We start from the raw sequence: 24,860 nt of genomic DNA on the forward strand, positions 1-24,860 counted from the left end.
AGTGCGAGACCTGGCCCTACGACTGCGACCCGTCTTGACCCGCCGACTCTTCGCGATCCTCGCGATCGTCCTGGCGGTGGTGCTCGTGGCGGTCGCTGCGCTCGGCATCGTCACTGTCCGCAAGCCTTTCCCCGACCGGGAGGGGACGGCACAGCTGACCGGGTTGGGCGCGGATGTGACGGTCCTGCGCGACGACCACGGCATCCCGCAGGTCTATGCCGACTCGGCCGAGGACCTGTTCATGGCACAGGGCTACGTCCACGCGCAGGACCGCTTCTTCGAGATGGACTTCCGACGCCACGTGACCGCCGGTCGCCTGGCCGAGCTCGTCGGCGAGGCGGCGCTCGAGACCGACAAGTTCGTCCGGACGATGGGGTGGCGCCAAGTCGCGGAGCAGGAGCTGCCGAAGCTGGCACCGGCGACGCGCCGCTATCTCGAGGCCTACGCCCGTGGCGTCAACGCTTACATCGGCGACCGGGAGGCCTCGGCGCTCTCCCTGGAGTACTCCGTCCTGGCCCTCAGCGGTCCGGAGTACGAGCCGGAGCCGTGGACGCCTGCCGACTCGCTCGCCTGGCTCAAGGCGATGGCGTGGGACCTGCGCAGCAACATGAGCGACGAGATCGACAGGGTGCTCGCGACGGAGAAGCTGTCGCGTGCGCAGGTCGACACCCTCTATCCGGGCTTCCCGTTCCGGCGCCACGACCCGATCGTCACGCAGGGCAATGTGGTCGAGGGCGCGTTCGACCAGTCCTCCGGCCAGCGCCGCAACGCCGACACCGACCGCGCCGAGGACGTCCCCGAGACCACTCCCGCGGGTGACGACGAGACGGACGAGGTCGCGTTGCGTGGCCTGCTCGGCTCGATGCAGGGCGTCGCGGAGGTCGCGAAGGGACTCCCGACGCTGCTCGGGTTCGGCGACGGCATCGGCTCCAATGCATGGGCCGTCTCGGGGGAGCGCAGCGCCACCGGCGAGCCGATCCTCGCGAACGACCCACACCTCGCTCCGAGCATGCCCGGTATCTGGCACCAGATGGGCCTGCACTGCCGCGAGGTGACCGACGCGTGCCCGTTCGACGTCGCGGGCTTCACGTTCTCGGGTATGCCCGGGGTCGTCGTCGGGCACAACGCCGACATCGCCTGGGGCATCACCACGATGTATCCCGATGTCACGGACCTCTACATCGAGCAGATCCAGGGCGACCGCTACCTGTACGACGGCCGCTGGCACGCCCTGGCGACGCGCGAGGAGACCTTCGAGGTCGCAGGGGGAGAGCCGGAGACGATCACCGTCCGCGAGACACAACGCGGCCCGATCCTCTCCGACGTCGACGACACGCTCGCCGAGGTCGGGGAACGGGCCGGCGGCGGGAGCACGTACGGGGTCTCGTTGCAGTGGACCGCACTGACGCCGGGGCGCACGATGGACGCCCTGTTCGGGATCGACAAGGCCAGCGACTGGGCGAGCTTCCGCAAGGCCGCGCGGCTGTTCGCGGTGCCGTCCCAGAACCTCGTGTATGCCGACACGAAGGGCAACATCGGCTATCAGGCACCCGGGCAGGTGCCGATCCGCAAGCGTGGCGACGGGACGTGGCCGGTGCCGGGCTGGGACGCGTCGTACGGCTGGGAAGGCTTCATCCCGTACGAGGAGCTGCCGACGGTGCTCAATCCCGCCGAGGGCTACGTCGTGACCGCCAACCAGCAGGTGATCGGCCGGCAGTACCCGAACCTGCTCGGGACCGGCCAGGCCGCGGGCTACCGCAGCCAGCGCATCATCGATCTTCTCCAGTCCTCGTCCAAGCTGTCGGTCGACGACATGACGACGATCCAGAACGACACCACCAACGGGCAGGCCACGACGCTCCTGCCGCACCTGCTCGAGATCGACCTCGGCTCCGGCTACTACGCCGACGGTCAGGAGCTGCTGCGCGGCTGGAGCGACCAGAAGCAGGATCGTGACTCGGCCGCAGCGGCCTACTTCTCTGCCGTGTGGCGCAACCTCCTTGCGCGGACGTTCCACGACGACCTCCCGCAGGACGTGTGGCCGGCCGGCGGAGAGCGGTGGTTCGAGGTCGTACGCCGGTTGCTCAACAGCCCCGACAGCGACTGGTGGGACGACCGGACGACCAAGTCGGTCCGCGAGACCCGCGACGACATCCTCCGGACCGCCATGCGCGACGCCCGCGACGAGATGACGCGGCGGCAGTCGCTGGACCCTGACCGCTGGTCGTGGGGCAACGTGCACACGCTGACCCTGGAGAACCAGACGCTCGGCACGTCGGGCATCGCCCTGGTCGAGAAGCTGTTCAACCGCGGCCCATACGAGGTCGGCGGCGGCTCGGGCATCGTCAACGCGACGGGGTGGGACGCGGCCGAGGGGTACGAGGTGATCGCCGTGCCGTCGATGCGGATGGTGGTGGACCTCAGCGACCTCGACAAGTCGCGCTGGATCAACCTCACCGGTGTCTCCGGCCACGCCTTCCACCGGAACTACACCGACCAGACCGAGCTGTGGGCGGACGGCAAGACGCTGCCGTGGCGCTACACGGAGGACGCCGTCGAGAAGGCGGCACGCGACGAGCTGCGGCTGACCGCCGAGCTGGAGCAGTAGGGGCCCGCCTGTCGAGACCCAGGGTCTCGACAGGCTCGACCGGCGGAGGGGGGCTCGACAGGCGGGGTCAGCGTGGCGGCAGGCTCAGCGTCCGCTCGGGAGTGACGACGACGTCGACCCGCTCGTCGTGCGCCTCGGGATGGACGTCGTCGACGAGCTCGTGGTCGTAGGTCAGCGCGACCCGCAGCGGCTCCGGGTGCTTCGCGAGCGTGGTGTCGTAGTAGCCGCCGCCGCGACCAAGGCGGAAGCCGGCCACGTCCACCGCGAGCGCAGGGACGAGCACGACCGCGACGGTGCCCAGCCCGTCCGGGGCGACCGGTGCCGACGACTCCGGGATGTCGAAGCGGCCGAGGACCAGCCGGTCGCGCCCCTCGTACGGGGCCCAGGCGATCTGACGGCGCGGCAGCGAGCGCGGGACGAGCACCTCCATGCCCTCGGCGCGCAGCGCGTCGACCAGCTCCCATGTCGGCGGCTCGCGCCCGACCGACAGGTACGCGGCGACACGACGAGGCGTGCCGACCTCGCGCACGACCGCGAGCGCCCCCGCGCAGAGCCGTCGCTCGGCAGCGACCATCGCGTCGGCGCTGAGGTGCGTCCGACGCTCGAGCAGGGCCTCCCGCAGTCGCGGCTTCGCGCTCACGCTTCGACGGTAGTGCCTACGATGAGGCGCATGAGCGATGAGGGACTGGCAGCAGCACGTGAGGTGATGGAGGCAGCAAGGGTCCCCCCGCGCGCGATCGACGTCTTCGCCCACTACTACGGCGAGCTCGAGGCCGGGGCGACCGGCAAGATCCCCGAGTCCGACATCGTCCCGCTGGACCCGCCGGCCCGGCTCGCTGACGCCGAGGTCGACGAGGAGACGCAGCGCGAAGCGCTGAGCCGGACCGCGATCATCAAGCTCAACGGCGGGCTCGGCACGTCGATGGGCATGGACAAGGCCAAGTCGCTCCTGCCCGTGCGCGGCGACCGGACGTTCCTTGACGTGCTCGTCGAGCAGGTGCGGCGCGTCCGGTCTGCGTACGGGGTGACGCTGCCGCTGATCCTCATGGACAGCTTCCGTACCCGCGAGGACACGCTCGCGGCACTCTCGGCGTACCCCGACATCCCCGTCGACGGGCTCCCGCGGGACTTCCTCCAGAACAAGGAGCCCAAGCTCCGCGCCGACGACCTGACGCCGGTGTCGTGGCCGAAGGACCCCAGCCTCGAGTGGACGCCGCCGGGCCACGGGGACCTGTTCACCGCGCTCGACGCGTCGGGCACGCTGCAGGCGCTGCGCGACCAGGGCTACCGCTATGCGTCGGTGTCGAACTCCGACAACCTCGGCGGCTTCCCGGACCCCAAGATCGCCGGCTGGTTCGCGCAGTCCGGAGCCCCGTACGCGGCCGAGGTGTGCCGGCGTACGCCCGCCGACGTGAAGGGCGGCTACCTCGTACGCCGCAAGTCGGACGGCAGGCTCGTGCTGCGCGAGACCGCGCAGACGCCGAAGGAGGACCTGGCGGTCGCCGACGACATCACCCGCCACCGCTGGTTCCACACCAACAACCTGTGGTTCGACCTCGACGCCCTCGCCGCGGTGATCGAGGAGCGCGGCGGCGTCCTCGAGCTCCCGCTGATCCGCAACGAGAAGACCGTCGACCCGACCGATCCGCAGTCGCCGGCGGTGATCCAGGTCGAGTCCGCGATGGGTGCGATCGTGCAGGTCTTCGACGGCGCGACCGCGATCGAGGTCGAGCGCAGCCGGTTCCTGCCGGTGAAGACCACCGACGACCTGCTGCTCGTACGGTCGGACTTCTACACGCTCGACGACGACTTCCACCTGGTCGCCGCGCACGACGAGTCGCCCCTCGTGCGGCTGGACAAGAGCTACTACAAGCTCGTCCAGGACTTCGACACGCGGTTCCCGAAGGGGCCTGTGAGCCTCGTCGACGCCGCCTCGTTCGCCGTCGAGGGCGACTGGACCTTCGGAGCGGACGTGCGTGCCGTGGGCGACGTCAGCGTGGGGGCGGCGGGGTCCACAGGGACGATCCCCGACGGCACGACGCTCGAGGGGTCATAGGCTGTCGCCCATGCGTACCGTCGACGAGCACCTCGAGAAGCTGCTCGACCTGATCGGCCCGCTGCAGCCGTACGACCAGCCGTTGCTGGAGTCGCTGGGGCTGCCGCTGGTCGACGACGTGGTGAGTCCGATCGACCTGCCACGCTTCACGAACTCGGCGATGGACGGGTATGCGGTGCGGGCTGCAGACGTGGTCGGTGCCAACCGTGAGTTCCCCGTCGTCCTGCCCGTCGTGGGGGAGCAGGCCGCCGGCTCGAGCACCCCCACCGCCCTCACGGCCAAGACCGCCGTCAAGATCATGACCGGGGCGCCGATCCCGTCGGGTGCCGACACGGTCGTCCCGATCGAGCTGACCGACGGTGGCGACGCCGACGTGCGGATCTACCAGGCCCGCCGCGCCGGCGAGAACGTACGGCCGGCCGGCGAGGACGTGGCCGCCGGGGAGATCGTCGCCGAGGCCGGGACGATCCTCGGGCCGCGAGAGGTCGGCCTGCTGGCGTCGCTCGGGTTCGCCCGGTTGCGCGCCCGCCCCCGCCCCCGGGTGGTCGTGCTGTCCACCGGCGCCGAGCTGCGCGAGCCCGGGGCGCGGTTGGACTACGACTCGATCTACGACGGCAACTCCTACATGCTCGCCGCCTGCGCGCGTGCCGCCGGCGCCATCGCGTACCGGGTCGGGATCACCTCGGACGACCCGCGCGAGTTCGCCGACAAGCTCAACGACCAGCTGGTGCGCGCCGACCTCGTCGTCACCAGCGGCGGCATCAGCAAGGGCGCGTACGACGTGGTGAAGGCGGCGCTGTCCGAGCTGGGCACCGTCGAGTTCGCCGAGGTCGCGATGCAGCCGGGCAAGCCGCAGGGCTTCGGCACGGTCGGCGAGGAGAAGACCCCGATCGTCACGCTGCCGGGCAACCCGGTGTCCTCGTACGTCTCGTTCGAGGTGTTCGTGCTGCCGATGCTGCGGCGGATGATGGGCAAACTCCCCTACCGACGCCCGCTCGTCCAGGCCACGATGACCGAGGAGATCCGCTCGCCCTCCGGCCGTCGGCAGTTCCTGCGCGGCTGGCTCGAGGTGAACGGTCGTGGCGTGCGCGTCACCCGGGTCAGCGGGCCGGGGTCGCACCTCGTCGCGGGGCTGGCTCGGGCCAACTGCCTCATCGTCGTCGAGGAGGACGAGACCGCTCTGCACGTCGGTGACACCGCCAAGGTGATGTTCCTGGACCGGGAGTTCTGATGGGCGACAGGCTCACGCACCTCGACGAGCAGGGTGCCGCCCGGATGGTCGACGTCTCCGGCAAGGACGAGACCCGCCGGCAGGCGACCGCCACCGGCATCGTCCGGACGACGCCCGAGGTGGTGGCGCTGCTGCGTGCGGGCGACGTGCCCAAGGGGGATGCGCTCGGGGTCGCGCGCGTCGCCGGGATCATGGCCGCCAAGCGCACGCCCGACCTCGTCCCGCTGTGCCACCCGCTCGCGATCACCGGGGTCGAGGTCGACCTGGACGTGACCGACGAGGGTGTGGAGATCGCCGCGACCGTCCGCACCACCGGCCGTACCGGGGTCGAGATGGAGGCGCTGACCTCGGTGAGCGTGGCCGCGCTGACGGTGGTCGACATGATCAAGGCGGTCGACAAGCACGCCGTCATCGCCGATGTCCGCGTACGGGCGAAGTCCGGCGGCAAGAGCGGGGACTGGTCGGCGTGAAGGCCCTGGTCGTCACCTGCTCCAACCGTGCCGCCGCGGGCGTGTACGAGGACACCACCGGTCCGCTGATCGTCGAGGCGCTGAGGTCGTGGGGTTTCGAGGTCGCCGACCCGCTCGTCGTGCCCGACGGCCTCCCGGTCGAGGAGGCGCTGCGTGAGGCGGTCGAGCTGCGCTACGAGGCCGTCGTCACCACCGGCGGCACGGGTATCAGCCCCACCGACGCGACGCCAGAGGCGACCGAAGCCGTCCTCGAACGGACGCTGCCCGGCGTCGCCGAGGCGATCCGGGCGTACGGGGTCGCCGCCGGGGTCCCGTCGGCGATGCTCTCGCGCGGCATGGCCGGTGTCGCCGACCAGACGGTCATCGTGAACCTGCCGGGCTCGCGCGGTGGCGTGAAGGACGGGCTCACGGTCCTGTCCGACGTGCTGCTGCACGCCGTGGAGCAGGTCGCGGGCGTGGACCACGAACGCACCGACGACGGCGGTGCGTCCTGAGCACGGGCTGGCCCGCCACCTTGCACCACGGGCCGGTGGGACTGCGGCCGATCAGGCGAAGCGATGCCCGAGCGTGGGCTCGGCTGCGCCAGGACTCCGCCGACTGGCTCGGACGCTGGGAGGCGACCCTGCCCAGCACGGTGCCCTCGGCCGGACGCTCGTACGGGGCCGCCGTGCGCTCGTTGCGTCAGCAGGCGTCGCAGGGGCGTGCGCTGCCGTTCGTCACGACGTACGACAGCGACCAGATGATCGGCCAGGTGACCGTCTCGGGGATCACGTGGGGCTCGGCACGGTGGGCGCAGATCGGCTACTGGATCGCGCGCCCGTACGCGGGTCGTGGCATCACGACGACCGCGGTGGCGATGGCGGCCGACCACTGCTTCGAGGCGCTCGGCCTGCACCGCGTCGAGATCGCGATCCGTCCCGAGAACCGCTCCAGCCTGCGCATCGTCGAGAAGCTGGGCTTCGACCGCATCGGCGTCGCGCCGCGCTACCTGCACATCGACGGCGCGTGGCGCGACCACATGCTGTTCGCCATCACCGCCGAGCAGGTCGTGCCGGGCGGGCTGCTCGCACGTGTCGACTCCCGCAGCGTCGATCGCTGAGCGCATTGCCTCGCATTGCCGTGATCGCTTTGCGACACACCGACCGAGGTCCCCGAACGGAGGCGTTCGCACCGCGTACGGTTCGTCTGTGGGTACGGGCCTGATCTTCGCAGCCGTGATCGCCATCTGGGTGGCGTACGGCGTACCCCTGCTCCTGCGCCGACACGAGGAAGCCACCCGCGGAGGGGGCGTGACGTCGTTCTCCGGGGCGCTTCGCGTGCTCACCCAGCGCAAGGACGAGACCGCTCCGGTCGAGGCCACGGCGACCGCGCCGGACTCGCCCTCGGCGGACTCCACGTCGGACTCCACCGGTGAGACCGAGCCGGCGATGCCGGTCGAGACGAAGCCCGAAGCGCCGCGGCGTCCGTACAACCGGCGCGCGGCGCGCATCGCCGCCCGCCGTCGTCGCCGGGTGCTGCTCGTGCTGCTCGCGGCCTGCGCGATCGTCGGTGGGCTCGCTGTCGCCGGACTCCTGCTTCCGTGGGCGCCCGCGATCCCGGCCGGGATCGTCGTCGCCTGGCTGGTCCTGTGCCGTGTGATGGTGCGCAGCGAGATCGGACGCCCCGTGCAGATCCTGCGACTAGGGGGTGGCGAGGTGCGCGCCGAGGCACGCGCCGAGCGCAGTGCGGCACGCGCGGCCCGGCGCACGGAGCGTCGTGCCGCCTCCGAGCGCGAGGAGAAGAAGGCGGTCGTGGTGGATCCCGATCTCGAGACGACCGTGGTGCTCTCGGGCCAGTTCGAGGACCACGACCCGCAACGCCGCAACGTCATGGAGAAGACCCCGCTGCCGCAGGGAGCACTCGACCAGCAGATCGTCGACGCCACGGCGATGACGACCACGTCGGGCGTCACGCTGTGGGATCCGGTGCCGGTCACCCTCCCCACGTACGTCACGAAGCCGGCCGCTCCGCGGACCGTCCGGACGGTCGACTTCGGCGAGACGGCGGTGACCTCCGACGAGGGTCGCGCCGAGTCCCGCCGGGCCGTCGGCGACTGACGCCCGGGACGGCCCCCCGGATTCGGATCCGGGTGGGTCGCGTGGTAATCTCAATCTCGCTTTGGGGCTATGGCGCAGTTGGTAGCGCGTCTCGTTCGCAATGAGAAGGTCCGGGGTTCGAATCCCCGTAGCTCCACCCTCCGAAGGCCGGATCCGCACCGCGGATCCGGCCTTCGTCGTTGCGTCTGCGGCGTCCCGACGTCCCGGCGGTGACCAGCCGGGCACGCCCGCCGGGTCAGTGCCGCAGCAGCCGGCGACCGGCGACGTACGCGGCCGTGAGCAGGGCGAGGAGTGCGGCCCAGGGCAGCAGGAACCCGACGACGCGGAGGGCCACCCCGAGCGTCCCGACCAGCACGTCCCACCCCGCCTCGAGCGCGCCGACGAATCCGGAGCTGCTCGGTGCGTCAGGCTTGTCCTCGGAGGAGATCTCCACGTCGTACGTGGCCATCGCGACCTGGTCGGACAGCCCGCGGCGCTGGGCCTGGAGGGCCTCGAGGTCGGACTGGCGCTGCGACAGGGTCTGCTCGGCGGCGAGCAGGTCGGCCGTCGTGGACGCCTTCGCCATCAGATCCTGGAGTCGGACGACGGAGATCTCGAGCGCCTTGATCCGCGCGTCGAAGTCGCGACCCTGCGCGGAGACATCCTCGGAGTCGATCGACAGGCCGGCGACCTCGCCCAGCTCGCGGAGCTGTTGCGTCGTGTCACCGGTGCTGCCTGCAGGGATGCGCAGCCGGAGCGAGACGCTCGAGCGCTCGTCGTCCGACGACTCGGAGCGCGACTCGACCCGGCCGCGCTCGTCCTCTGCCCAACGGGAGAGCGCGTCGGCAGCGGCCGCGGGATCGTCGACGGTGACGAAAGCGGACGCCGTCGTCACGATCTCGCGGACACCGGCCTCGGCGCTCGTCCCGTCTCCCGACTTGCTGAGATCCGACATGCCTTCGTTCGGCCCGTCGGCGACACCCCCGGCGTCCTCCGCCGCAGGCGGCGCCTCGATCGAAGCCGAGTCACCCGCCTGGTCCGAGCCGCCCTGCGGCAGGAACGTGACGGCACCGCCGACCACCGCGCCGCCGAGTCCGAGGACGGCGACGACGGACGCCGCCGTGAGCGCGATCTTGCGGCTCCTCGTACGGGCGAGCGACGCGTCGAGGTCGATCCGACCGGTGACGCGGCGGTACATCCGGTCGACCTGCTCGTCGGTCAGCTCGGGGATCTCGGGCTGGATGCTCATGCGGGCCCCCTCAGGTCGTGGGTGGCGGCGCGGACCCGGCTACGGATGCGCGCGACACGGTTGCGTACGGCGCCGTGGCTCACGCCGAGCTCGTCGGCCGCCTCGGCGTAGGTGCGGTCGCCGACGACGCAGCGCTCGAACAGCTGCTGGTCGAGCGGCGAGAGGCCGGCGACGCTCGCACGCACCCGGGCGAGCAGCATCGCGGAGACGATCTCGTCGACCGGATCCTGGTCCGCGCTGGGCAGCGAGTCGTCGAGCTCCGCCCACAGCCTGCGGCTGCGCTTGCGGCGCAGGTTGAGCGCGACGTACTTCGCGGTCGCGAGCAGCCAGGGGAGCACCGATGTGTCGACGAGGTGGATGTCAGCACGCCGGCGCCACGCGGTCACGAAGACGTCCTGCGTGACCTCTTCGGCATCGTGGGCGGTGCCAACGAACCGGTACGCCTGCCAGTAGACGGGCGTGACGTGGCGTGCGTACAGGTCGCTGAACGCGTCGCGGTCACCCCGACGCGTACGGGCGAGCAGCAGCCGGTCGTCGGCGGCGTGCTCCGTCGGCAGGTCGGTCGTCATGGCGCTCCGTTCGCGTGGCCTCACCTGGTCCATGTCGCGAGGAGGACGACCGTCTCATGATTGAGTCACCGACGACTACCGTGTGCATGCTCGGATCGAGGGCTGCCATCCACGCTGCGCGGGCGGCGCGGCGGTGCGAAGGTCAAGTCATGGCCATCGCACCGACCCGCACGCTCAACGACGGTCTCGAGCTCCCGCTGATCGGGCTCGGCACGTACCCGATGGACGACCTCGAGGCCGCCGAGGCCGTACGCGTCGCCTTCGAGGTCGGCTACCGACTTGTCGACACGGCGACCTCGTACGGCAACGAGGCCGGGGTCGGTCAGGCCATCGCGAGGACCGACGTCCCTCGCGACGAGATCGTCGTGACGACCAAGCTGCGCGGCGAGGACCAGGGGTACGAGTCGACGCTGCGCGCGTTCGGGGAGTCACGTGAGCGGCTCGGCGTCGAGTACGTCGACCTGTACCTCATCCACTGGCCGCTCCCGCGCCTCGACCGGTACGTCGACTCGTGGAGGGCGATGATCCGCCTGCGCGACGACGGGCTCCTCAACAGCCTCGGCGTCTCCAACTTCACGCCCGAGCAGATCGACCGCCTCGTCGACGAGACCGGCGTGGCCCCCGCGGTGAACCAGGTCGAGCTCCACCCGTACTTCGTGCAGGAGGAGCTGCGCGCGTACGACGCCGCGCACGACATCGTGACCGAGGCGTGGCAGCCGCTCGCGCGCAAGACCGACCTGCTCACCGAGGTGGCGCTGGGTGAGATCGCCGACCGGCACGGCGTCACCCCCGCGCAGGTCGTGCTGCGATGGCACGTCCAGCGCGGAGTGGTCCCGATCCCGAAGTCGGGGAGCGAGGCACGCCAGCGCGAGAACCTCGAGGTCTTCGGGTTCGCGCTGAGCGACGAGGAGATGACGCTGATCGGCGACCGCCCGCAGGACCGCAGCGGCGGCGACCCGATGACGCACGAGGAGTTCTGACGGACTGAGGGACGGTGAGCCACGTCTGCTGGGGGTGAGCCACCCCGACATGGTGCGCTCACCTGTGGTGGAGGTGGCTCACCGACGCATGCGCGCGGCCCGCGCGAGCTCGCGCCGGACGTACGCCGCGGTCCGTGCGCGGTTCGCGGCTCGCGTCGCTTTTCCGCCCGTATCCTCGCCTGCGCGGTCGTTCCACCCGGCTGGTCGACGTATGTGAGCATGCCGTCGATCTCGACGACCAGACCCTCGAGCGGCCAGAAGAAGTCGACCTCGGCGCTACCGCCGTCTGCAAGCGTCATCCCGACCTGCGGCTCAGGTCAGGAGATCCCGAACTCCCAGCACAGCACGAGGAAGCGTGCGAGCTCGGCGTCGCCGTAGCCCGCGTCGATCGCCTCACGCCGTGTCACGTGGACGCTGTTGAGATGTGCCTGCCGTTCGAGCCGATGCATGGCCGAACTGTGCCGTGGCGGGGCCGTTCGGTGCCGCCACGGCGTCGCCACCCTGTGGACAACCCCGGTGAGCCACGTTTGCTGGGAGTGAGCGCACCTTGTCGGGGTCGCTCACGTACGGCACATGTGGCTCACCGGCCGGGTTCTGCGAGAGCGGGTGTCGATCGAGGGTCGCCCGAACCGTCATCACGGTGTCACGATCACACCGACGGAAGGACGTAACGATGCTCTACACACTCTTCATCCACAACACCGACCCGCGCGAGGCGGGCATCAGCCAGGAGGACATGGCGCCTGTGGAGGCGGCGTTCGACGCGTACGCCAAGGCGCTCGACGACGCGGGCGTCTTCGTCACCACGCAGATCCTCGGCTTCCCCGAGGCCGCGACGACGGTGACCGCGGTCGACGGCGAGCCGAAGATCCAGGACGGGCCGTTCGCCGACACCAAGGAGTACGTCGGAGGGGTCGTCGTCATCGACGTCCCCGATCTTGATGCCGCGCTCGCGTGGGCGCAGAAGTGCCCCGGGGTGATGTACGGGTCCGTCGAGGTCCGCCCGACGACGCTCACCTGGAGCCGTGAGCGGCAGTGGTACCAGCCCTGAGCGCGTACGAGGAGGCCGAGCGGGCGGCGCGTACCTCGTACGGTCGCCTGCTCGCCCTCCTTGCCGCGCCGACCGGTGACCTCGCCGCGGCGGAGGACGCGCTCGCCGACGCGTTCGAGCGGGCGCTGGCGACCTGGCCGGAGCGGGGAGTGCCCGCGAACCCGGAGGCGTGGCTGCTCACGGCCGGACGCAACCGGCTGCGCGACCTCTATCGGACGGCGGCGTACCGGACGTCGGCGCCGCTGGAGGAGGGGCCGGAGGAGGCCGGCTCGGGCTCCGGTCACTCGACCGCTGAGGCCAGCGAGATCCCAGACGGGCGGCTGGCACTGATGTTCGTGTGCGCGCACCCGGCGATCGACCCCGCGGTGCGCACGCCGCTGATGCTCCAGACGGTCCTCGGCCTCGAGGCCCGGCGGATCGCCGAGGCGTACGTCGTCCCCACGAGCACGATGGCGCAGCGGCTCGTACGGGCCAAGCGGCGCATCCGCGACACCCGGATCCCCTTCGTCGTCCCAGGCACGGACGCCATGCCGGCGCGGCTGCCCGCCGTGCTCGAGGCGGTGTACGGGGCGTACGCGATCGACTGGGCAGCCGTCCCGAGCACGACGCTGCGGGCCTCCACGGCGGGGGAGGCGCACTACCTCGCCGTGCTCCTTGCTGCGCTGATGCCCGACGAGCCGGAGGTGCTCGGGCTCGCCGCGCTGGTCGCCCTGTCGCTCGCGCGGGCCGACGCGCGCACGAGCGACGAGGGCCGCTTCGTGCCGCTCGACGCGCAGGACGTCGACCGGTGGGACGCCGCGCTGATCTCGCAGGGGGAGGACCTTCTCGGCCGGGCGTCCGTACGAGGTGGCGCCGTGCCCGGGCGGTTCCAGCTGGAGGCGGCGATCCAGTCCGTCCACTGCGCGCGGGCGCGTACGAGTCGGACCGACTGGCCGACGCTGCTCAAGCTCCACCGCGCGCTCGTGCGCCTCGTACCGACGCTCGGCGCCCGCGTCGCGCTGGCCGCGGTGACCGGTCGCGTCGACGGACCCGAGGCGGGGCTCACGCTGCTGGACGCGATCGACGACGAGGGCGCGCGCCGGTTCCAGCCGGCGTGGGCGACGCGGGCGCACCTGCTCGCGCAGGCCGGGCGCAGGGAGGAGGCGGATGCCGCGTACGCAAAGGCGATCTCGCTCACCACCGACCACCCCACCCGCGAGCATCTCGCGGCCCGCCGCGCCGAAGGCTCGTGAGCTCAGACGCCTAGCAGCAGGCGGATCCCGTCGTCGACCTCCGCGAGCAGGATGGGGGTCAGGGCGCCTGCACGCTCGCCGACGTCGCTCTTGTCGAGAGTGGCGAGCTGGGAGACGTTGACGACGGAGTCCTTGGGGAGCCCGGTCGCGGCTCTGCTGACGAAGACGTTGCCCGGCATCGAGGCGAGCCGGAGGTGGGAGGTCAGTGCCGCGACGACGACCGTGGCGATGCGGCTCGCGTTGAAGCCGTCCGACGAGACGATCAGGACAGGGCGTCGGAGGGCGGGCGCGCTGGAGTGCGGCGGACCGAGATCGACCCAGTGCACGTCGCCGCGACGGATCACGTCACCAGCCTTCGGCGTCGGCGGCGAGACGTGCCCTGCCGTACTCGACCACGACCGCATCGCGCGGGTCGGTGCCTTCGGTCGCGAAGAACACGTCGATCCTGCGGGTCAGGTCGTCATGGCTGAGCTCGTCCAGGTAGCGCTCGGCCGCTGTGGCGAAGAACGCCGAGCGCGAGAGACCCTGCTCGGCGGCCTTGGCGTCGATGCGCGCGAAGAGCGGGTCAGGAATAGAGATGGCGGTCTTCACGAGGTCGAGTATAACTAGGTAATACTGCTCAGATCCAGCGTGCGAACCACATGCGGTGCAGCCACTCCTCGTGCGTGACGAGCATGTCGGTCCAGATCGGGAAGAAGAACGCGAAGCACACCAGGGCGACCGCGACGTACGCGCCGAGCGCCACCGGACCCCACCAGCTCCGCCGGCTGCGCCGCGACGCCCGCAGGAGGCGTCCGGCCACGAGGGCGATCGCCGCGCAGGTGAACGGGATGAACGCCGTCGCGTAGAACAGGAAGATCGGACGGTCGTCGTAGGCGAACCACGGCAGCCAGGCGGAAGCGACCACGAGCACGAGAAGCCCGAAGCGCCAGTCACGCTCACGGATCCACAGCCAGAGCGACGCTCCGAGCGCGAGCAGCCCGCCCCACCAGATCACGGGGTTGCCGAGGATGAGGATCTGCCGCAGACATGTGGAGCCGCCGGTCGCGTCGCACCCCGCGGTCGAGGCGGGCAGGTCGGTCTGGGCGTCGACCCCGACCGGCCGGTTGAGGACGAGCCATCCCCACGGGTCGGACTGGTAGGGGTGCGACTTGCCGGCGAGGTAGTCGCCGGTGTGGAACGAGTAGACCATCTGGTGGTAGTGCCACAGGGACCGCAGCGCCTGCCACGCCTCACCGAGAGGGCCCTTGTCGCCGCCGTCGAGATAGCTGCCCCATGGTGGCGCGTCCCCGTACCCGTGGCCGAACCGCGCCTCGAAGACCTCGTGGTTGATGAGGAAGCCCATCCACGTCAGCACGTAGACGACGAGCGCGACCAGGACCAGCGACACGAACGCCGGCAGCCCGTCGACGATCATCGAGCGCCACCACGCCCCTCGCACGCCGAGGGCGTTGCGGTCGAGCGCGTCGAGCACCCAGACCGCGACGCCCACGACGGCGAGGACGTACAGCGCGCTCCACTTCGTGCCGATCGCCAGCCCGAAGCACACGCCGGCCGCGAGGCGCCACGGCCGCAGGAGGAGCATGCGTACGGGGCCGAACCCGGCGATGTCCTCGGTGTGTGCGCTGGCCGAATGAGAGACGCGTCGGGCGAGGCGTGCGCGGCCCCAGTCGCGGTCGGCCACTACGCACGCGAGCGCGCACACCAGCCAGAACGCGAGGAAGACGTCGAGCAGGGCGAGCCGCGACATCACGAAGTGGACTCCGTCGACGGCCAGCAGAAGCCCGGCCAGGCAGCCCAGCGTGGTCGAGCCCGTCATGCGGCGCACCATGCGGGCGAGCACGAGAACCGTCAGCGCGCCGACCACCGCGGCGGAGATGCGCCAGCCGAACGAGGTCATCCCGAAGAGGTGCTCGCCGATCGCGATCATCCACTTGCCCACCTCGGGGTGGACGACCTGTGTCGGCTCCCCGGTCCACAGCCCGGTCGTCTGGCCGGCCTCGACTTGGGCGTTCGCGTCCTCGAGCCAGTCCTGGGCGTAGCCGAAGTTGAGCAGCGACCACGCGTCCTTGGCGTAGTAGGTCTCGTCGAACAGCAGACGCGACGGGTACTCCAGGCGCCACACGCGGGCGGCGAAGGCGAGCAGGGCGATCGCGAGGGGCGCGAGCCATCCGACCAGTCGCGGCGCGCCCGCGATGCGGGGGCGGAAGCGCTCGGCCAGCAGCGGCAGACGGGCACCCTCGCGCGTACGGCCCAACGGCTCGACGGCCGGCGGGTGGTCGACGGACACGGACACGCCGTAACCCTAGCGAGCGGGATCGAGCCGTCGTGCGTCATCGGGGAGCCGTGTTGCGGGCCCGTACGCTGGGCCGGTGCTGATCCTCGCCGCCACGCCCATCGGGAACCCCGCGGACGCCTCGTCCCGGCTCCGCGACCTCCTCGCGACCGCCGACGTCGTCGCGGCGGAGGACACCCGGCGCCTCCGGCGGCTCGCGACCGACCTCGACGTACGGATCAGCGGACGCGTCGTCTCGTACTTCGAGGGCAACGAGGCTCGCCGTACGCCGGAGCTGGTCGCCGACCTCGAGGCCGGCCGTACGGTGCTGCTGGTCACTGACGCGGGCATGCCGAGCGTCTCCGACCCCGGCTACCGCCTCGTGGCCGCGGCGGTCGAGGCCGGGCTGGACGTCACGACGGCTCCGGGCCCGTCGGCCGCCCTGGCCGCGCTCGCCGTCTCGGGGTTGCCGGTGGACCGGTTCACCTTCGAAGGCTTCCTCCCGCGCAAGACGGGCGAACGCGACCGCGCGCTCGCCGCGCTGGCCGACGAGCCGCGCACCATGGTCTTCTTCGAGTCGCCGCACCGCACCCACGAGACGCTCGAGGCGATGGCGGCTGCGCTCGGCCGGGACAGACGTGGTGCGGTCTGCCGCGAGCTGACCAAGACGTACGAAGAGGTGCGGCGCGGCACCCTCGAGGAGCTCCTCGTGTGGGCTCGCCCCGGCGAGGAGGAGCGCGTCCGGGGTGAGATCACGATCGTCGTCGAGGGGGCCTCACCCCGCTCCTACGACGAGGAGACCCTGCGCGCGATGGTGGCCGACCGCGAGCGGTCAGGGCTGTCGCGCAAGGACGCGATCGCGGAGGTCGCCCGCGAGACGGGGGTCAGGCGGCGCGCGGTCTTCGAGCTCGTCCACCACTGAGGGCGGTGCTCCGTGGGCCGGTAGTATCGTGTTTCGCCCACCGCGAACAAAATCGACTTCACGTGCGAAGCCCTCGCCGCCGAGGTGCGAAGGTATCCCAACGAAAGCAGCCATGCAGGATATTCAGCCCCTTGCCCCCGGGACGCGACTCGTCCACATCGGCCCCTACAAGACGGGGACCACAGCCGTTCAGCACGCCTTCCACACGCGGCGCGATCAGGTCGCCGACGAGGGAGTCCACTACGCAGGGCGAGGGATCCAGCCGTACCGCGAGGTCATTGCCCTCACGGGGGCCAAGGGCCGTCGTGGCCACACCCCGGCCGACATCAGCGTGTGGGAGGAGCTCGTCGCCGAGATCCACCGCGCCGGAGACCAGCGTGTGGTGCTGAGCTGCGAGTCGCTCGCTAACGCGCACGCACCGGCGATCGAGCGCCTCTACGCCGACCTCGGGCCCGAGCGGGTGCACGTCGTCCGGATGCTCCGTCGCTACGACAAGATGCTGCCGTCGAAGTGGCAGCAGTCGGTGATGGGCGGGCTCAAGAGCGGCTTCGACCCCTGGCTGAAGAACGTGATCGACGACCCCGAGCACGACTTCTGGTTCCAGCACGGCAACGCCGACCTGACCGACCGTTGGGCGGACGTGGTCGGGCCCGAGAACATGACGCTGGTCGTGGTGGACGAGACCGACCGCGACTTCCTGTCCCGGACCTTCGAGCAGCTCCTCGACCTGACCCCTGGGCTGCTCAAGCCTGCTGCCGGCGGCGAGAACCGCTCGCTCTCACGTGGCGAGGTCGAGATGCTGCGCCGGTTCAACCAGATCGTGACGCCGCCGAAGTGGCGCGGTGAGGTGCACGAGCGCTACATCCGGTTCGGTGCCTCGCGTTCGATGAAGACGCTTCCGCGCAACCCCGACGATCCGAACGTCGCCACTCCGGAGTGGGCGTTCGCCCCGCTGGCCGAGCGCGCGGAGCGTGAGATCGCCGCCATCCGCGAGGCCGGCTTCAGGGTCATCGGCGACCTCGACGTGCTGCATGTGCCCAGACGTCCCGACCAGGCCGCCAACCCGACGGAGCTCGAGCCGGGGACGGTGCTCGCCGAGGTGGTCGCGCTCGCCGCGAGCGGAGTGGTCAAGGCCGGCCTGGCGAAACCGCCGATCCCTCTGTTCAGCGATCCTGAGGACCACGTCGGCGCGCTCCCGGAGAACGTCCGTCACGGTGCGGCGCTCACCCGCCGCGACATCGTGCACACGCTCGGACGGCGCGCGGCACGCAAGCTGAAGGCGGTGCGACGTGGCTGAGTCGTGGATCGTCCGCCTTGCTGGCACCGAGGACGCCACGCTCCCCGCAGCGGTCGGTGCCGCCAGCACCGACGTGACGCTCGGCGACGAGCTGGCGAGCCTCGACACGCTGATCGAGAGCGCGGCGGGGGAGCGACGCCCACAGGCCGTGACCCTCGTCGTCGGCAGCTGGGCAGACCTCGTGCCTCATCGCTGGGCCTCGCACGCGCTGGCGGGTGACGAGACCCCGTACACGGCGTGGCTGGATCAGATGTTCGCCGACGACGCACAAACCGTCTGGAACCGGCCGGACCTCCTCCTCGAGCGTCTCGTCGGCGCCGTCGGGTCTGCCGAGAAGGTGCACGTCGTGGTCGTCGAGGCGGGGCGTCCGCCGTCCGCGGACGCCGCCGCGCTCCTGCAGGCCACTCGGAGCGAGTACGCGAAGCGGGGCTGGGGGCAGGACGTGTTCGACCAGTACTTCGCCGCGACCGTGTGGCCCCGACGCCAGGCCAAGGGCGCTGCGCTCGGTGTCCCCGAGCACGTGGTCGTCGCCGCGCATCGCCTCGTCGACGCGCTCGGAGGAGCGGACGCGAGCGTCACCGGCAATCTCGCGGACGTCGACAAGCGCGGTCCTTCAGGGGACGGCGTGGTTCCGCGGGCGGTATCCGCGGCCGCCGGCGCCGACGTCCTCGTCGCGACGATCGAGGCGACGGTCGACCCGGCTGAGGTCGCTGCGGGCCATGCAGTCTGGCGTCGAGCCGAGGAGCTGAGCTGGCGTGAGCTCGTCGCTCTCCTGCGCAAGTCGCGCACGGGCAGTGTGGCAGGTGAGCGACCGGCGTGAGCGAGGGAGGAACCGAGGTGGGCGCGGCAGGATCTGACCGATCCGAGATCCTCCTGCCCGACGACGCCCTCCTCCTTCACGTGGGCCCGCACAAGACCGGCACCACAGCCGTGCAAAGCGCGTTCTTCGTCGCGCGCGACGCGCTGGCCCCGTACGCCGTGAGCTATCCCGGACGCTCCCGCACGCCGATCCAGGCAGTCACCGCGCTCACCGGTCACGGACCGATGACCGGCGAGCCGCCGCTCGACTTCCGGGACTGGACGCGGTTCGTCGCCTCGGTGCCAGCGCACGGACGCGTCGTCGTCTCCAGCGAGTTCTTCGCCGACGCCAGGGGCGAAGCCGTCGCGCGCACGCTGAGCGACCTCGACGCCGAGCGCCTGCACGTCGTCGTGACCCTCCGCAGGCTGGACCGGATCGTGCCGTCGCAGTGGCAGCAGTACGTCCAGAACGGCGCGGTTGCACCGTTCCGACGGTGGTTGCGCAGGACTCTCGCCACCCCCGACCCGGACGCTTCAGGTTTCTGGCTGCGCCATCGCCACGATCTCCTCGTCCAGCGCTGGAGCGACGCGCTGGGGCCGGATCGCGTTCGCGTCGTCGTGGTGGACGACTCCGACCGTACGGCGCTGCTGCGGACCTTCGAGGCGATGGTCGGCGCTCCTGACGGCATCCTCGAGCCGGAGTCTGATCGCGAGAACCGCTCCCTCACGCTGCCCGAGGTCGAGATCGTACGGGCGCTGAACGCCGAGTTCCGCGGGCGCGGATGGGAGCCGGCCGACTACCGCCGCTTCGTACGGATGGGGGTCACCCGTGCGCTCAAGGGAGTGGCGCCCGACCCTGCGGCCCCTCGCGTCGTCCTGCCTCGGTGGGCGGTGGAGAAGCTCCACGAGACGAGCACGGAGATGGTCGCGGCGCTGCGGGCGAGCGGTGTCGGTGTCGTTGGTGACCTGGACACGCTGATCGTCCCGCCGCCCACCGCGGACACGCCGGAGAAGATCCGCAAGACCGTCGACGTCCCGGCGGACCTCGCGGCGCGTGCCCTCGCCGGTGCGATCGACGCCGCGCAGCAGGGGGACAGCCTTGGCCTCGAGCGCGCTGCGCGCAGCTTTGCGCGGACGACGCCCGGCATGATCGTCACGCGGCTCGTCCGCCCACGCGGGCGCGGCGCCGCGCGCTGAGCGCGCTCCGTAGGATGGGGTCCATGTCCAAAACGGTCCTCACCGCGGTCGCCTGGCCCTACGCCAACGGCCCGCGCCACATCGGTCACGTGTCCGGGTTCGGAGTTCCCTCTGACATCTTCTCCCGGTACCACCGCATGATGGGCGATCGCGTGCTGATGGTCTCGGGCACCGACGAGCACGGCACACCGATCCTCGTGCAGGCCGACGCCGAGGGGTCGACCGCGCGCGAGCTCGCCGACCGCTACAACCGGGTCATCGTCGAGGACCTGGCCGGCCTCGGCGTCTCGTACGACCTCTTCACCCGCACGACGACGCGCAACCACTACGCGATCGCGCAGGAGGTCTTCGCCGGTCTGCACCGCAACGGCTATGTCGTCCCGCGGGTCACCACCGGGGCGATCTCGCCGTCGACCGGACGCACGCTGCCCGACCGCTACATCGAGGGCACCTGCCCGATCTGCGGGTACGACGGCGCGCGCGGCGACCAGTGCGACAACTGCGGCAACCAGCTCGATCCGGCCGACCTGATCAACCCACGCAGCAAGGTCAACGGCGAGACTCCCGAGTTCGTCGAGACCGAGCACTTCTTCCTCGACCTCCCCGCGCTCGCGTCGGCGCTGGCCGAGTGGCTCAAGTCGCGTGAGGACTGGCGCCCCAACGTCCTGCGATTCAGCCTCAACCTCATCGACGACCTGCGTCCCCGTGCGGTCACTCGTGACATCGACTGGGGCGTCCCGGTTCCCCTCGAGGGCTGGGCCGACCGCGCCGACAAGAAGCTGTACGTGTGGTTCGACGCCGTGATCGGCTACCTGTCGGCCTCGGTCGAGTGGGCGGTGCGTTCCGGTGATCCCGGCGCGTGGCGCGAGTGGTGGCTCGACCCCGAGACCGAGTCGGCCTACTTCATGGGCAAGGACAACATCACCTTCCACTCCCAGATCTGGCCGGCGCTCCTGCTCGGCTACCGCGGTCTGGGCGACAAGGGTGGTGAGCCGGGCCCGCTCGGCGAGCTCGAGCTGCCGACCGAGGTCGTCTCCTCGGAGTACCTCACGATGAGCGGGTCGAAGTTCTCGACGAGCCGCGGCACCGTCATCTACGTGCGTGACTTCCTGCGCGAGTACGGCCCAGACGCGCTGCGCTACTTCATCGCGGTCGCCGGCCCTGAGAACCAGGACTCCGACTTCACGTGGGAGGAGTTCGTGCGGCGCACCAACTTCGAGCTCGCGAACGAGTGGGGCAACCTCGTCAACCGCTCGGTGTCGATGGCCCACAAGAACTTCGGCGAGATCCCGACGCCGGGTCCGCTGACCGAGGCCGACCGGGCGCTGCTCGACGTCGCGGCCGCCGGGTTCGACACGGTCGGCGCCCACCTCGCGCGCAGCCGCTTCAAGCAGGCGATCAGCGAGGCGATGCGCGTCGTCACGGCCGCCAACCGCTATATCTCCGACATGGAGCCGTGGAAGCTCAAGGACGACCGGGAGCGTCAGGCCACTGTCCTCCACACGGTGCTCCAGGTCGTCGCCGACGCCAACACGATGCTCACGCCCTTCCTGCCGCACGCCGCGCAGCGCGTCTTCGAGACGCTCGGCGGTGCCGGCGTGTGGGCGGCGCAGCCGGAGGTGCACGAGGTGATCGACGACCTCCCCGCCGACCCGATCGGCGTCGGCATCCCCGAGCTCGGCCATCCTTACCCGGTGATCACCGGTGACTACACCGTCGAGCAGGCCGTGTGGCGTCGTACGGAGATCGTCGCCGGCACGCCTCTCGTGAAGCCGTCGCCGTTGTTCACCAAGCTCGACCCGTCCCTCGGCGAGACCGGCCCGGAGTGGGCACCGATCGTCACCGCCCCGGCCGAGCCCGAGGGCGCCGCGTGAGTGCGACCGGAGACCGGCCACCGCTTCCGGAGCCGTTGCCGCGTCCGGTGGTGGACAACCACTGCCACCTCGACATGGACGACTCGGCCGAGCAGCTGTCGGTGCTCGACGCCCTCGACCGCGCCCGCGCGGTCAACGTCCCACGGATCGTCCAGATCGGCTGCGACCTGCCCGGCGCGAAGTGGGCGGTTCAGGTCGCCGAGGCCCACGACGCGATCATCGCCGGTGTCGCGCTGCACCCCAACGAGGCTCCGCGCCTGGCCGCCGACGGGCAGCTCGACGACGCCCTCGCCGAGATCGAGTCGCTCGTCGTGTCCAGCCCGCGGGTGAGGGCGGTCGGCGAGACCGGCCTCGACTATTTCCGTACGGGCGAGGAGGGGCGTGCCGCACAGCACGAGTCGTTCCGTGCCCACATCGCGATGGCCAAGAAGCACGACAAGACGCTCGTGATCCACGACCGCGACTCCCACGCGGACGTCCTGGCCGTGCTCGACGAGGTCGGCGCGCCCGAGCGTACGGTCATGCACTGCTTCTCGGGGCACGCCGACTTCGCAAAGGCCTGCGTCGAGCGCGGCTTCTGGCTGTCGTACTCGGGCACGCTGACGTTCAAGAACGCCCAGCCCGTACGCGACGCGCTCGCCGTTACCCCGCTGGACCAGGTGCTCGTCGAGACCGACGCGCCGTTCCTCACGCCGACGCCGTACCGCGGCCGTCCGAACGCCTCCTACCTCGTGCCGACGACCGTACGGGCGATGGCGCAGGTCCTCGAGGTCGATCTGGCCGAGCTCTGCGACGCGATCGACGCCAACACCGACGCGGCCTTCGGGGGCACCTGGGGCTGACCCTCGCGGCGGGGCCTGAAGGGCCCACGCGTGACCGGTGAACCACAACGCGGTAAGTTTCCCGGTGGAGCGTGAGCGAGATCACGGGGGTTGGGTTTCAGGTCACGATCTGGTTACTCTGCCGAGAGTTTGTGTCCCGACCCCCGAGGGAGCCTCGTGCGTACCCGTCTCGCAGTCACCACCGTGAGCGCTGTCATCGTCGCCGCGATCGTCGCCGGCGTCCTGGCGTTCACCGTGTTCAACAAGACCGTCACCTTGAGCGTCGACGGCAAGGAGACCCAGGTCCGGACGTTCGGCGGCACCGTCGGCGACGTCCTCGACGCCGAGGGCATCGACCTCGGGGAGCGTGACGTGGTCGCGCCGTCGGTCGGATCCGGCATCAAGGACGGCACGAAGGTCGCTGTCCGCTATGCCCGTCAGCTCCTCCTCACCGTCGACGGTGAGGCCAAGACCTACTGGACGACCGCCCTGCGCGTCGACGAGGCGCTTGAGCAGCTGGGGATCCGTCCGCACGCCGCCGCCGAGCTCTCGACGAGCCGCAGTGCGAGCGTGCCCCGCGACGGCCTGACGATGTCGATCACCAGCCCGCACAAGATCCGCCTCGTCGCCGACGGCACCCGTCGTACGGTTTTCGCCGCGGGCGACACCGTCCGCGAGGCGCTTGACGGGCTCGGCATCACCCTCGGCGAGCACGACGAGGTCACCCCCAAGCCGTCCGCGACGCTCACCGCCGGCATGCGCGTCCGGGTCGTGCGCATCGCCAAGGTCGTCCGCACCAAGACCGAGGACGTCGCCTTCAAGACCAAGGTCCGCGAGGACGACGACATGGCGGCCGGCGAGACCAAGGTGGTCCGCAAGGGCAAGAAGGGCTCGGCCCGCATCACGTACGAGATCGTCCGCGCCGACGGCAAGATCCGTTCCCGCAAGGCGATCAAGACCGTGGTCCTCGTCCCGGCGCGCGCGCAGGTCGAGCGCCACGGCACCAAGCCCGACACCCCGTCGCTCGACACCGGCGACGGCTCGGTCTGGGACCGCCTCGCGAAGTGCGAGTCGGGCGGCAACTGGAGCATCAACACCGGCAACGGCTACTACGGCGGCCTGCAGTTCAACCTCGGGACGTGGCGTGCGTACGGGGGCCAGGGCTACCCACACGAGAACACCCGCGAGCAGCAGATCGCCGTCGCCACCAAGCTGCGTGACGCCAACGGTGGCGGCTACGGCTCGTGGCCGCACTGCGCTTCGCAGCTGGGCCTCCCACGCTGAGCGGCTCAGTGAGGCTCCTCGGAGCCGGTGACGTCCGTGCGCTGGCCGAGGAGCTCGATGTGGTCCCGACCAAGAAGCGTGGCCAGAACTTCGTCATCGACGCCAACACCGTGCGGCGCATCGTCCGCGCGGCCGGGGTCGACGCCGACGACGTCGTGCTCGAGGTCGGGCCAGGCCTGGGGTCGCTGACGCTGGCGCTGCTGGAGCAGGTACGCCACGTGGTGGCCGTCGAGGTCGACGGCCGGCTCGCCGCGGCGCTCCCGGCGACGATCGCCTCGTACGCGCCTGAGCGCACCGGCGACATCGACGTCGTGCACGCGGACGCGATGCAGGTGCGGGAGCTTCCCGGTCCCGCACCGACAGCCGTCGTCGCCAACCTGCCTTACAACGTCTCGGTGCCGGTGCTGCTGCACCTCTTCGAGCACGTCCCGACGATCGAGCGCGGCCTCGTCATGGTCCAGGCCGAGGTCGCCGACCGGCTGACCGCAGGCCCGGGGTCGAAGACGTACGGGGTGCCGAGCCTCAAGGCCGGCTGGTACGCCGACGTGCGCCCCGCGGGACGCGTCGGCCGTACGGTCTTCTGGCCCGCGCCCAACGTCGACTCCGGCCTCGTCGCATGGACGCGGCGCGAGCCGCCGACCGGTGCCGACCGCGCGCGGACGTTCGCGGTCATCGACGCCGCGTTCGCGCAGCGCCGCAAGACCCTGCGGGCCGCCCTGTCGGGCGTGGCGGGAGGCGCCGAGCAGGCGGAGGCGGCGCTGGTCGCGGCCGGCGTCTCGCCGCAGGCACGCGGCGAGACGCTCGATCTTGATGCGTTCGTCGCGATCGCCGGTGCGCTCGGCGACGACGTGACGCCCTCCCGGTAGTTTGT

25 protein-coding genes and 1 tRNA gene are annotated in these 24,860 nt (G+C 71.1%); 19 read left to right on the top strand and 7 right to left on the bottom strand.

Annotation, left to right across the window (positions count from 1 at the left end):
* Window positions 1-34: 34 nt before the first annotated feature.
* Window positions 35-2,608, top strand: coding sequence for a penicillin acylase family protein (locus tag HCT63_RS04885; protein ID WP_167001633.1), 2,574 nt, complete (start codon window positions 35-37; stop codon window positions 2,606-2,608).
* Between the two features lie 67 nt (window positions 2,609-2,675).
* On the opposite strand, the gene HCT63_RS04890 is transcribed toward HCT63_RS04885, so the two are convergent.
* On the bottom strand, window positions 2,676-3,248 hold the full coding sequence (locus HCT63_RS04890; protein ID WP_167001635.1) for a 5-formyltetrahydrofolate cyclo-ligase: 573 nt from the start codon (window positions 3,246-3,248) through the stop codon (window positions 2,676-2,678).
* Between the two features lie 30 nt (window positions 3,249-3,278).
* Here HCT63_RS04890 and HCT63_RS04895 point away from each other — a divergent pair, with 30 nt between their 5' ends.
* The 7 genes from HCT63_RS04895 to HCT63_RS04925 all read left to right on the top strand — a co-directional run bounded on the left by HCT63_RS04895 (window position 3,279) and on the right by HCT63_RS04925 (window position 8,597).
* On the top strand, window positions 3,279-4,664 hold the full coding sequence (locus tag HCT63_RS04895) for a UTP--glucose-1-phosphate uridylyltransferase (protein WP_167001637.1): 1,386 nt from the start codon (window positions 3,279-3,281) through the stop codon (window positions 4,662-4,664).
* A gap of 10 nt (window positions 4,665-4,674) precedes the next feature.
* Window positions 4,675-5,895: a gephyrin-like molybdotransferase Glp gene (gene glp, locus HCT63_RS04900; RefSeq protein ID WP_167001639.1), complete on the top strand. Its 1,221-nt coding sequence runs from the start codon at window positions 4,675-4,677 to the stop codon at window positions 5,893-5,895.
* Window positions 5,895-6,365 (top strand): cyclic pyranopterin monophosphate synthase MoaC, encoded by a 471-nt coding sequence (moaC, locus tag HCT63_RS04905; RefSeq protein WP_167001641.1) that lies wholly within the window; start codon window positions 5,895-5,897, stop codon window positions 6,363-6,365. The genes glp and moaC overlap by 1 nt, the downstream gene beginning before the upstream one ends.
* Window positions 6,362-6,859 carry a MogA/MoaB family molybdenum cofactor biosynthesis protein gene (locus HCT63_RS04910; protein ID WP_167001642.1) on the top strand — a complete coding sequence of 166 codons (498 nt, stop codon included), beginning with the start codon at window positions 6,362-6,364 and terminating at the stop codon, window positions 6,857-6,859. Before moaC ends, HCT63_RS04910 begins: the two co-directional genes overlap by 4 nt.
* Window positions 6,860-6,894: 35 nt before the next feature.
* Window positions 6,895-7,464: a GNAT family protein gene (locus HCT63_RS04915; RefSeq protein WP_243842885.1), complete on the top strand. Its 570-nt coding sequence runs from the start codon at window positions 6,895-6,897 to the stop codon at window positions 7,462-7,464.
* A gap of 88 nt (window positions 7,465-7,552) precedes the next feature.
* On the top strand, window positions 7,553-8,461 hold the full coding sequence (locus HCT63_RS04920) for a hypothetical protein (RefSeq protein ID WP_167001644.1): 909 nt from the start codon (window positions 7,553-7,555) through the stop codon (window positions 8,459-8,461).
* Window positions 8,462-8,524: 63 nt separating this feature from the next.
* A tRNA-Ala gene (locus HCT63_RS04925) sits at window positions 8,525-8,597 on the top strand.
* A 99-nt stretch (window positions 8,598-8,696) separates the two neighbouring features.
* On the opposite strand, the gene HCT63_RS04930 is transcribed toward HCT63_RS04925, so the two are convergent.
* Both HCT63_RS04930 and HCT63_RS04935 read right to left on the bottom strand, forming a co-directional pair.
* A complete protein-coding gene (locus HCT63_RS04930; RefSeq protein WP_167001646.1) occupies window positions 8,697-9,689 on the bottom strand; it encodes a DUF4349 domain-containing protein in 993 nt (330 codons plus the stop codon).
* Window positions 9,686-10,258 (bottom strand): sigma-70 family RNA polymerase sigma factor, encoded by a 573-nt coding sequence (locus tag HCT63_RS04935; protein WP_167001648.1) that lies wholly within the window; start codon window positions 10,256-10,258, stop codon window positions 9,686-9,688. Before HCT63_RS04935 ends, HCT63_RS04930 begins: the two co-directional genes overlap by 4 nt.
* Window positions 10,259-10,407: 149 nt before the next feature.
* Here HCT63_RS04935 and HCT63_RS04940 point away from each other — a divergent pair, with 149 nt between their 5' ends.
* Window positions 10,408-11,238, top strand: coding sequence for an aldo/keto reductase (locus tag HCT63_RS04940; protein WP_167001650.1), 831 nt, complete (start codon window positions 10,408-10,410; stop codon window positions 11,236-11,238).
* 317 nt (window positions 11,239-11,555) lie between these two features.
* Here the strand turns inward: HCT63_RS04940 and HCT63_RS20655 are convergent, their stop codons facing one another.
* On the bottom strand, window positions 11,556-11,687 hold the full coding sequence (locus HCT63_RS20655; RefSeq protein WP_255490693.1) for a hypothetical protein: 132 nt from the start codon (window positions 11,685-11,687) through the stop codon (window positions 11,556-11,558).
* Between the two features lie 224 nt (window positions 11,688-11,911).
* On the opposite strand from HCT63_RS20655, the gene HCT63_RS04945 reads away from it, so the two are divergent.
* Both HCT63_RS04945 and HCT63_RS04950 read left to right on the top strand, forming a co-directional pair.
* Window positions 11,912-12,289 carry a YciI family protein gene (locus tag HCT63_RS04945; protein WP_167001652.1) on the top strand — a complete coding sequence of 126 codons (378 nt, stop codon included), beginning with the start codon at window positions 11,912-11,914 and terminating at the stop codon, window positions 12,287-12,289.
* Window positions 12,274-13,521, top strand: coding sequence for a DUF6596 domain-containing protein (locus HCT63_RS04950; RefSeq protein WP_208322268.1), 1,248 nt, complete (start codon window positions 12,274-12,276; stop codon window positions 13,519-13,521). The genes HCT63_RS04945 and HCT63_RS04950 overlap by 16 nt, the downstream gene beginning before the upstream one ends.
* A gap of 2 nt (window positions 13,522-13,523) precedes the next feature.
* Here the strand turns inward: HCT63_RS04950 and HCT63_RS04955 are convergent, their stop codons facing one another.
* From HCT63_RS04955 to HCT63_RS04965, 3 genes are read right to left on the bottom strand one after another with little or no spacing between them, the layout of a single operon-like run.
* Window positions 13,524-13,865: a type II toxin-antitoxin system PemK/MazF family toxin gene (locus HCT63_RS04955; protein WP_243842886.1), complete on the bottom strand. Its 342-nt coding sequence runs from the start codon at window positions 13,863-13,865 to the stop codon at window positions 13,524-13,526.
* A 1-nt stretch (window position 13,866) separates the two neighbouring features.
* Entirely contained in the window at window positions 13,867-14,112 is a 246-nt protein-coding gene (locus HCT63_RS04960) for a ribbon-helix-helix domain-containing protein (RefSeq protein ID WP_167001656.1), read from the bottom strand.
* Window positions 14,113-14,140: 28 nt separating this feature from the next.
* Window positions 14,141-15,817 (bottom strand): phospholipid carrier-dependent glycosyltransferase, encoded by a 1,677-nt coding sequence (locus HCT63_RS04965; protein ID WP_167001658.1) that lies wholly within the window; start codon window positions 15,815-15,817, stop codon window positions 14,141-14,143.
* A gap of 76 nt (window positions 15,818-15,893) precedes the next feature.
* Between HCT63_RS04965 and rsmI the strand changes: the two genes are divergently transcribed.
* The 8 genes from rsmI (at window position 15,894) to rsmA (ending at window position 24,855) form a co-directional block, all read left to right on the top strand.
* Window positions 15,894-16,718, top strand: a complete 825-nt coding sequence (gene rsmI, locus HCT63_RS04970; protein ID WP_167001660.1) for a 16S rRNA (cytidine(1402)-2'-O)-methyltransferase — start codon at window positions 15,894-15,896, stop codon at window positions 16,716-16,718.
* 112 nt (window positions 16,719-16,830) lie between these two features.
* Window positions 16,831-18,015 (top strand): hypothetical protein, encoded by a 1,185-nt coding sequence (locus HCT63_RS04975; RefSeq protein WP_167001663.1) that lies wholly within the window; start codon window positions 16,831-16,833, stop codon window positions 18,013-18,015.
* On the top strand, window positions 18,008-18,835 hold the full coding sequence (locus HCT63_RS04980; RefSeq protein WP_167001665.1) for a hypothetical protein: 828 nt from the start codon (window positions 18,008-18,010) through the stop codon (window positions 18,833-18,835). Before HCT63_RS04975 ends, HCT63_RS04980 begins: the two co-directional genes overlap by 8 nt.
* On the top strand, window positions 18,832-20,010 hold the full coding sequence (locus HCT63_RS04985) for a hypothetical protein (protein ID WP_167001667.1): 1,179 nt from the start codon (window positions 18,832-18,834) through the stop codon (window positions 20,008-20,010). The genes HCT63_RS04980 and HCT63_RS04985 overlap by 4 nt, the downstream gene beginning before the upstream one ends.
* Window positions 20,011-20,033: 23 nt before the next feature.
* A complete protein-coding gene (gene metG / locus HCT63_RS04990) occupies window positions 20,034-21,884 on the top strand; it encodes a methionine--tRNA ligase (protein ID WP_167001669.1) in 1,851 nt (616 codons plus the stop codon).
* Window positions 21,881-22,726 (top strand): TatD family hydrolase, encoded by an 846-nt coding sequence (locus HCT63_RS04995; RefSeq protein WP_208322269.1) that lies wholly within the window; start codon window positions 21,881-21,883, stop codon window positions 22,724-22,726. The genes metG and HCT63_RS04995 overlap by 4 nt, the downstream gene beginning before the upstream one ends.
* Window positions 22,727-22,882: 156 nt before the next feature.
* Window positions 22,883-23,989: a resuscitation-promoting factor gene (locus HCT63_RS20660; RefSeq protein WP_167001672.1), complete on the top strand. Its 1,107-nt coding sequence runs from the start codon at window positions 22,883-22,885 to the stop codon at window positions 23,987-23,989.
* 8 nt (window positions 23,990-23,997) lie between these two features.
* Complete coding sequence (rsmA, locus tag HCT63_RS05005) at window positions 23,998-24,855, top strand: 16S rRNA (adenine(1518)-N(6)/adenine(1519)-N(6))-dimethyltransferase RsmA (protein WP_243842887.1); 858 nt, start codon at window positions 23,998-24,000, stop codon at window positions 24,853-24,855.
* Window positions 24,856-24,860 lie beyond the last annotated feature (5 nt).

It is taken from the genome of Mumia sp. ZJ430 (assembly GCF_011751845.1).
Lineage (GTDB): Bacteria > Actinomycetota > Actinomycetes > Propionibacteriales > Nocardioidaceae > Mumia.

What these genes read in the sequence shown, in the direction of transcription:
- HCT63_RS04895 (WP_167001637.1), top strand. Translation starts at nt 3,279, where the DNA reads ATGAGCGATGAGGGACTGGCAGCAGCACGTGAGGTGATGGAGGCAGCA.
- glp (WP_167001639.1), top strand. Translation starts at nt 4,675, where the DNA reads ATGCGTACCGTCGACGAGCACCTCGAGAAGCTGCTCGACCTGATCGGC.
- moaC (WP_167001641.1), top strand. Translation starts at nt 5,895, where the DNA reads ATGGGCGACAGGCTCACGCACCTCGACGAGCAGGGTGCCGCCCGGATG.
- HCT63_RS04930 (WP_167001646.1), bottom strand. Translation starts at nt 9,689, where the DNA reads ATGAGCATCCAGCCCGAGATCCCCGAGCTGACCGACGAGCAGGTCGAC.
- HCT63_RS04935 (WP_167001648.1), bottom strand. Translation starts at nt 10,258, where the DNA reads ATGACGACCGACCTGCCGACGGAGCACGCCGCCGACGACCGGCTGCTG.
- HCT63_RS04940 (WP_167001650.1), top strand. Translation starts at nt 10,408, where the DNA reads ATGGCCATCGCACCGACCCGCACGCTCAACGACGGTCTCGAGCTCCCG.
- HCT63_RS20655 (WP_255490693.1), bottom strand. Translation starts at nt 11,687, where the DNA reads ATGCATCGGCTCGAACGGCAGGCACATCTCAACAGCGTCCACGTGACA.
- HCT63_RS04945 (WP_167001652.1), top strand. Translation starts at nt 11,912, where the DNA reads ATGCTCTACACACTCTTCATCCACAACACCGACCCGCGCGAGGCGGGC.
- HCT63_RS04975 (WP_167001663.1), top strand. Translation starts at nt 16,831, where the DNA reads ATGCAGGATATTCAGCCCCTTGCCCCCGGGACGCGACTCGTCCACATC.
- metG (WP_167001669.1), top strand. Translation starts at nt 20,034, where the DNA reads ATGTCCAAAACGGTCCTCACCGCGGTCGCCTGGCCCTACGCCAACGGC.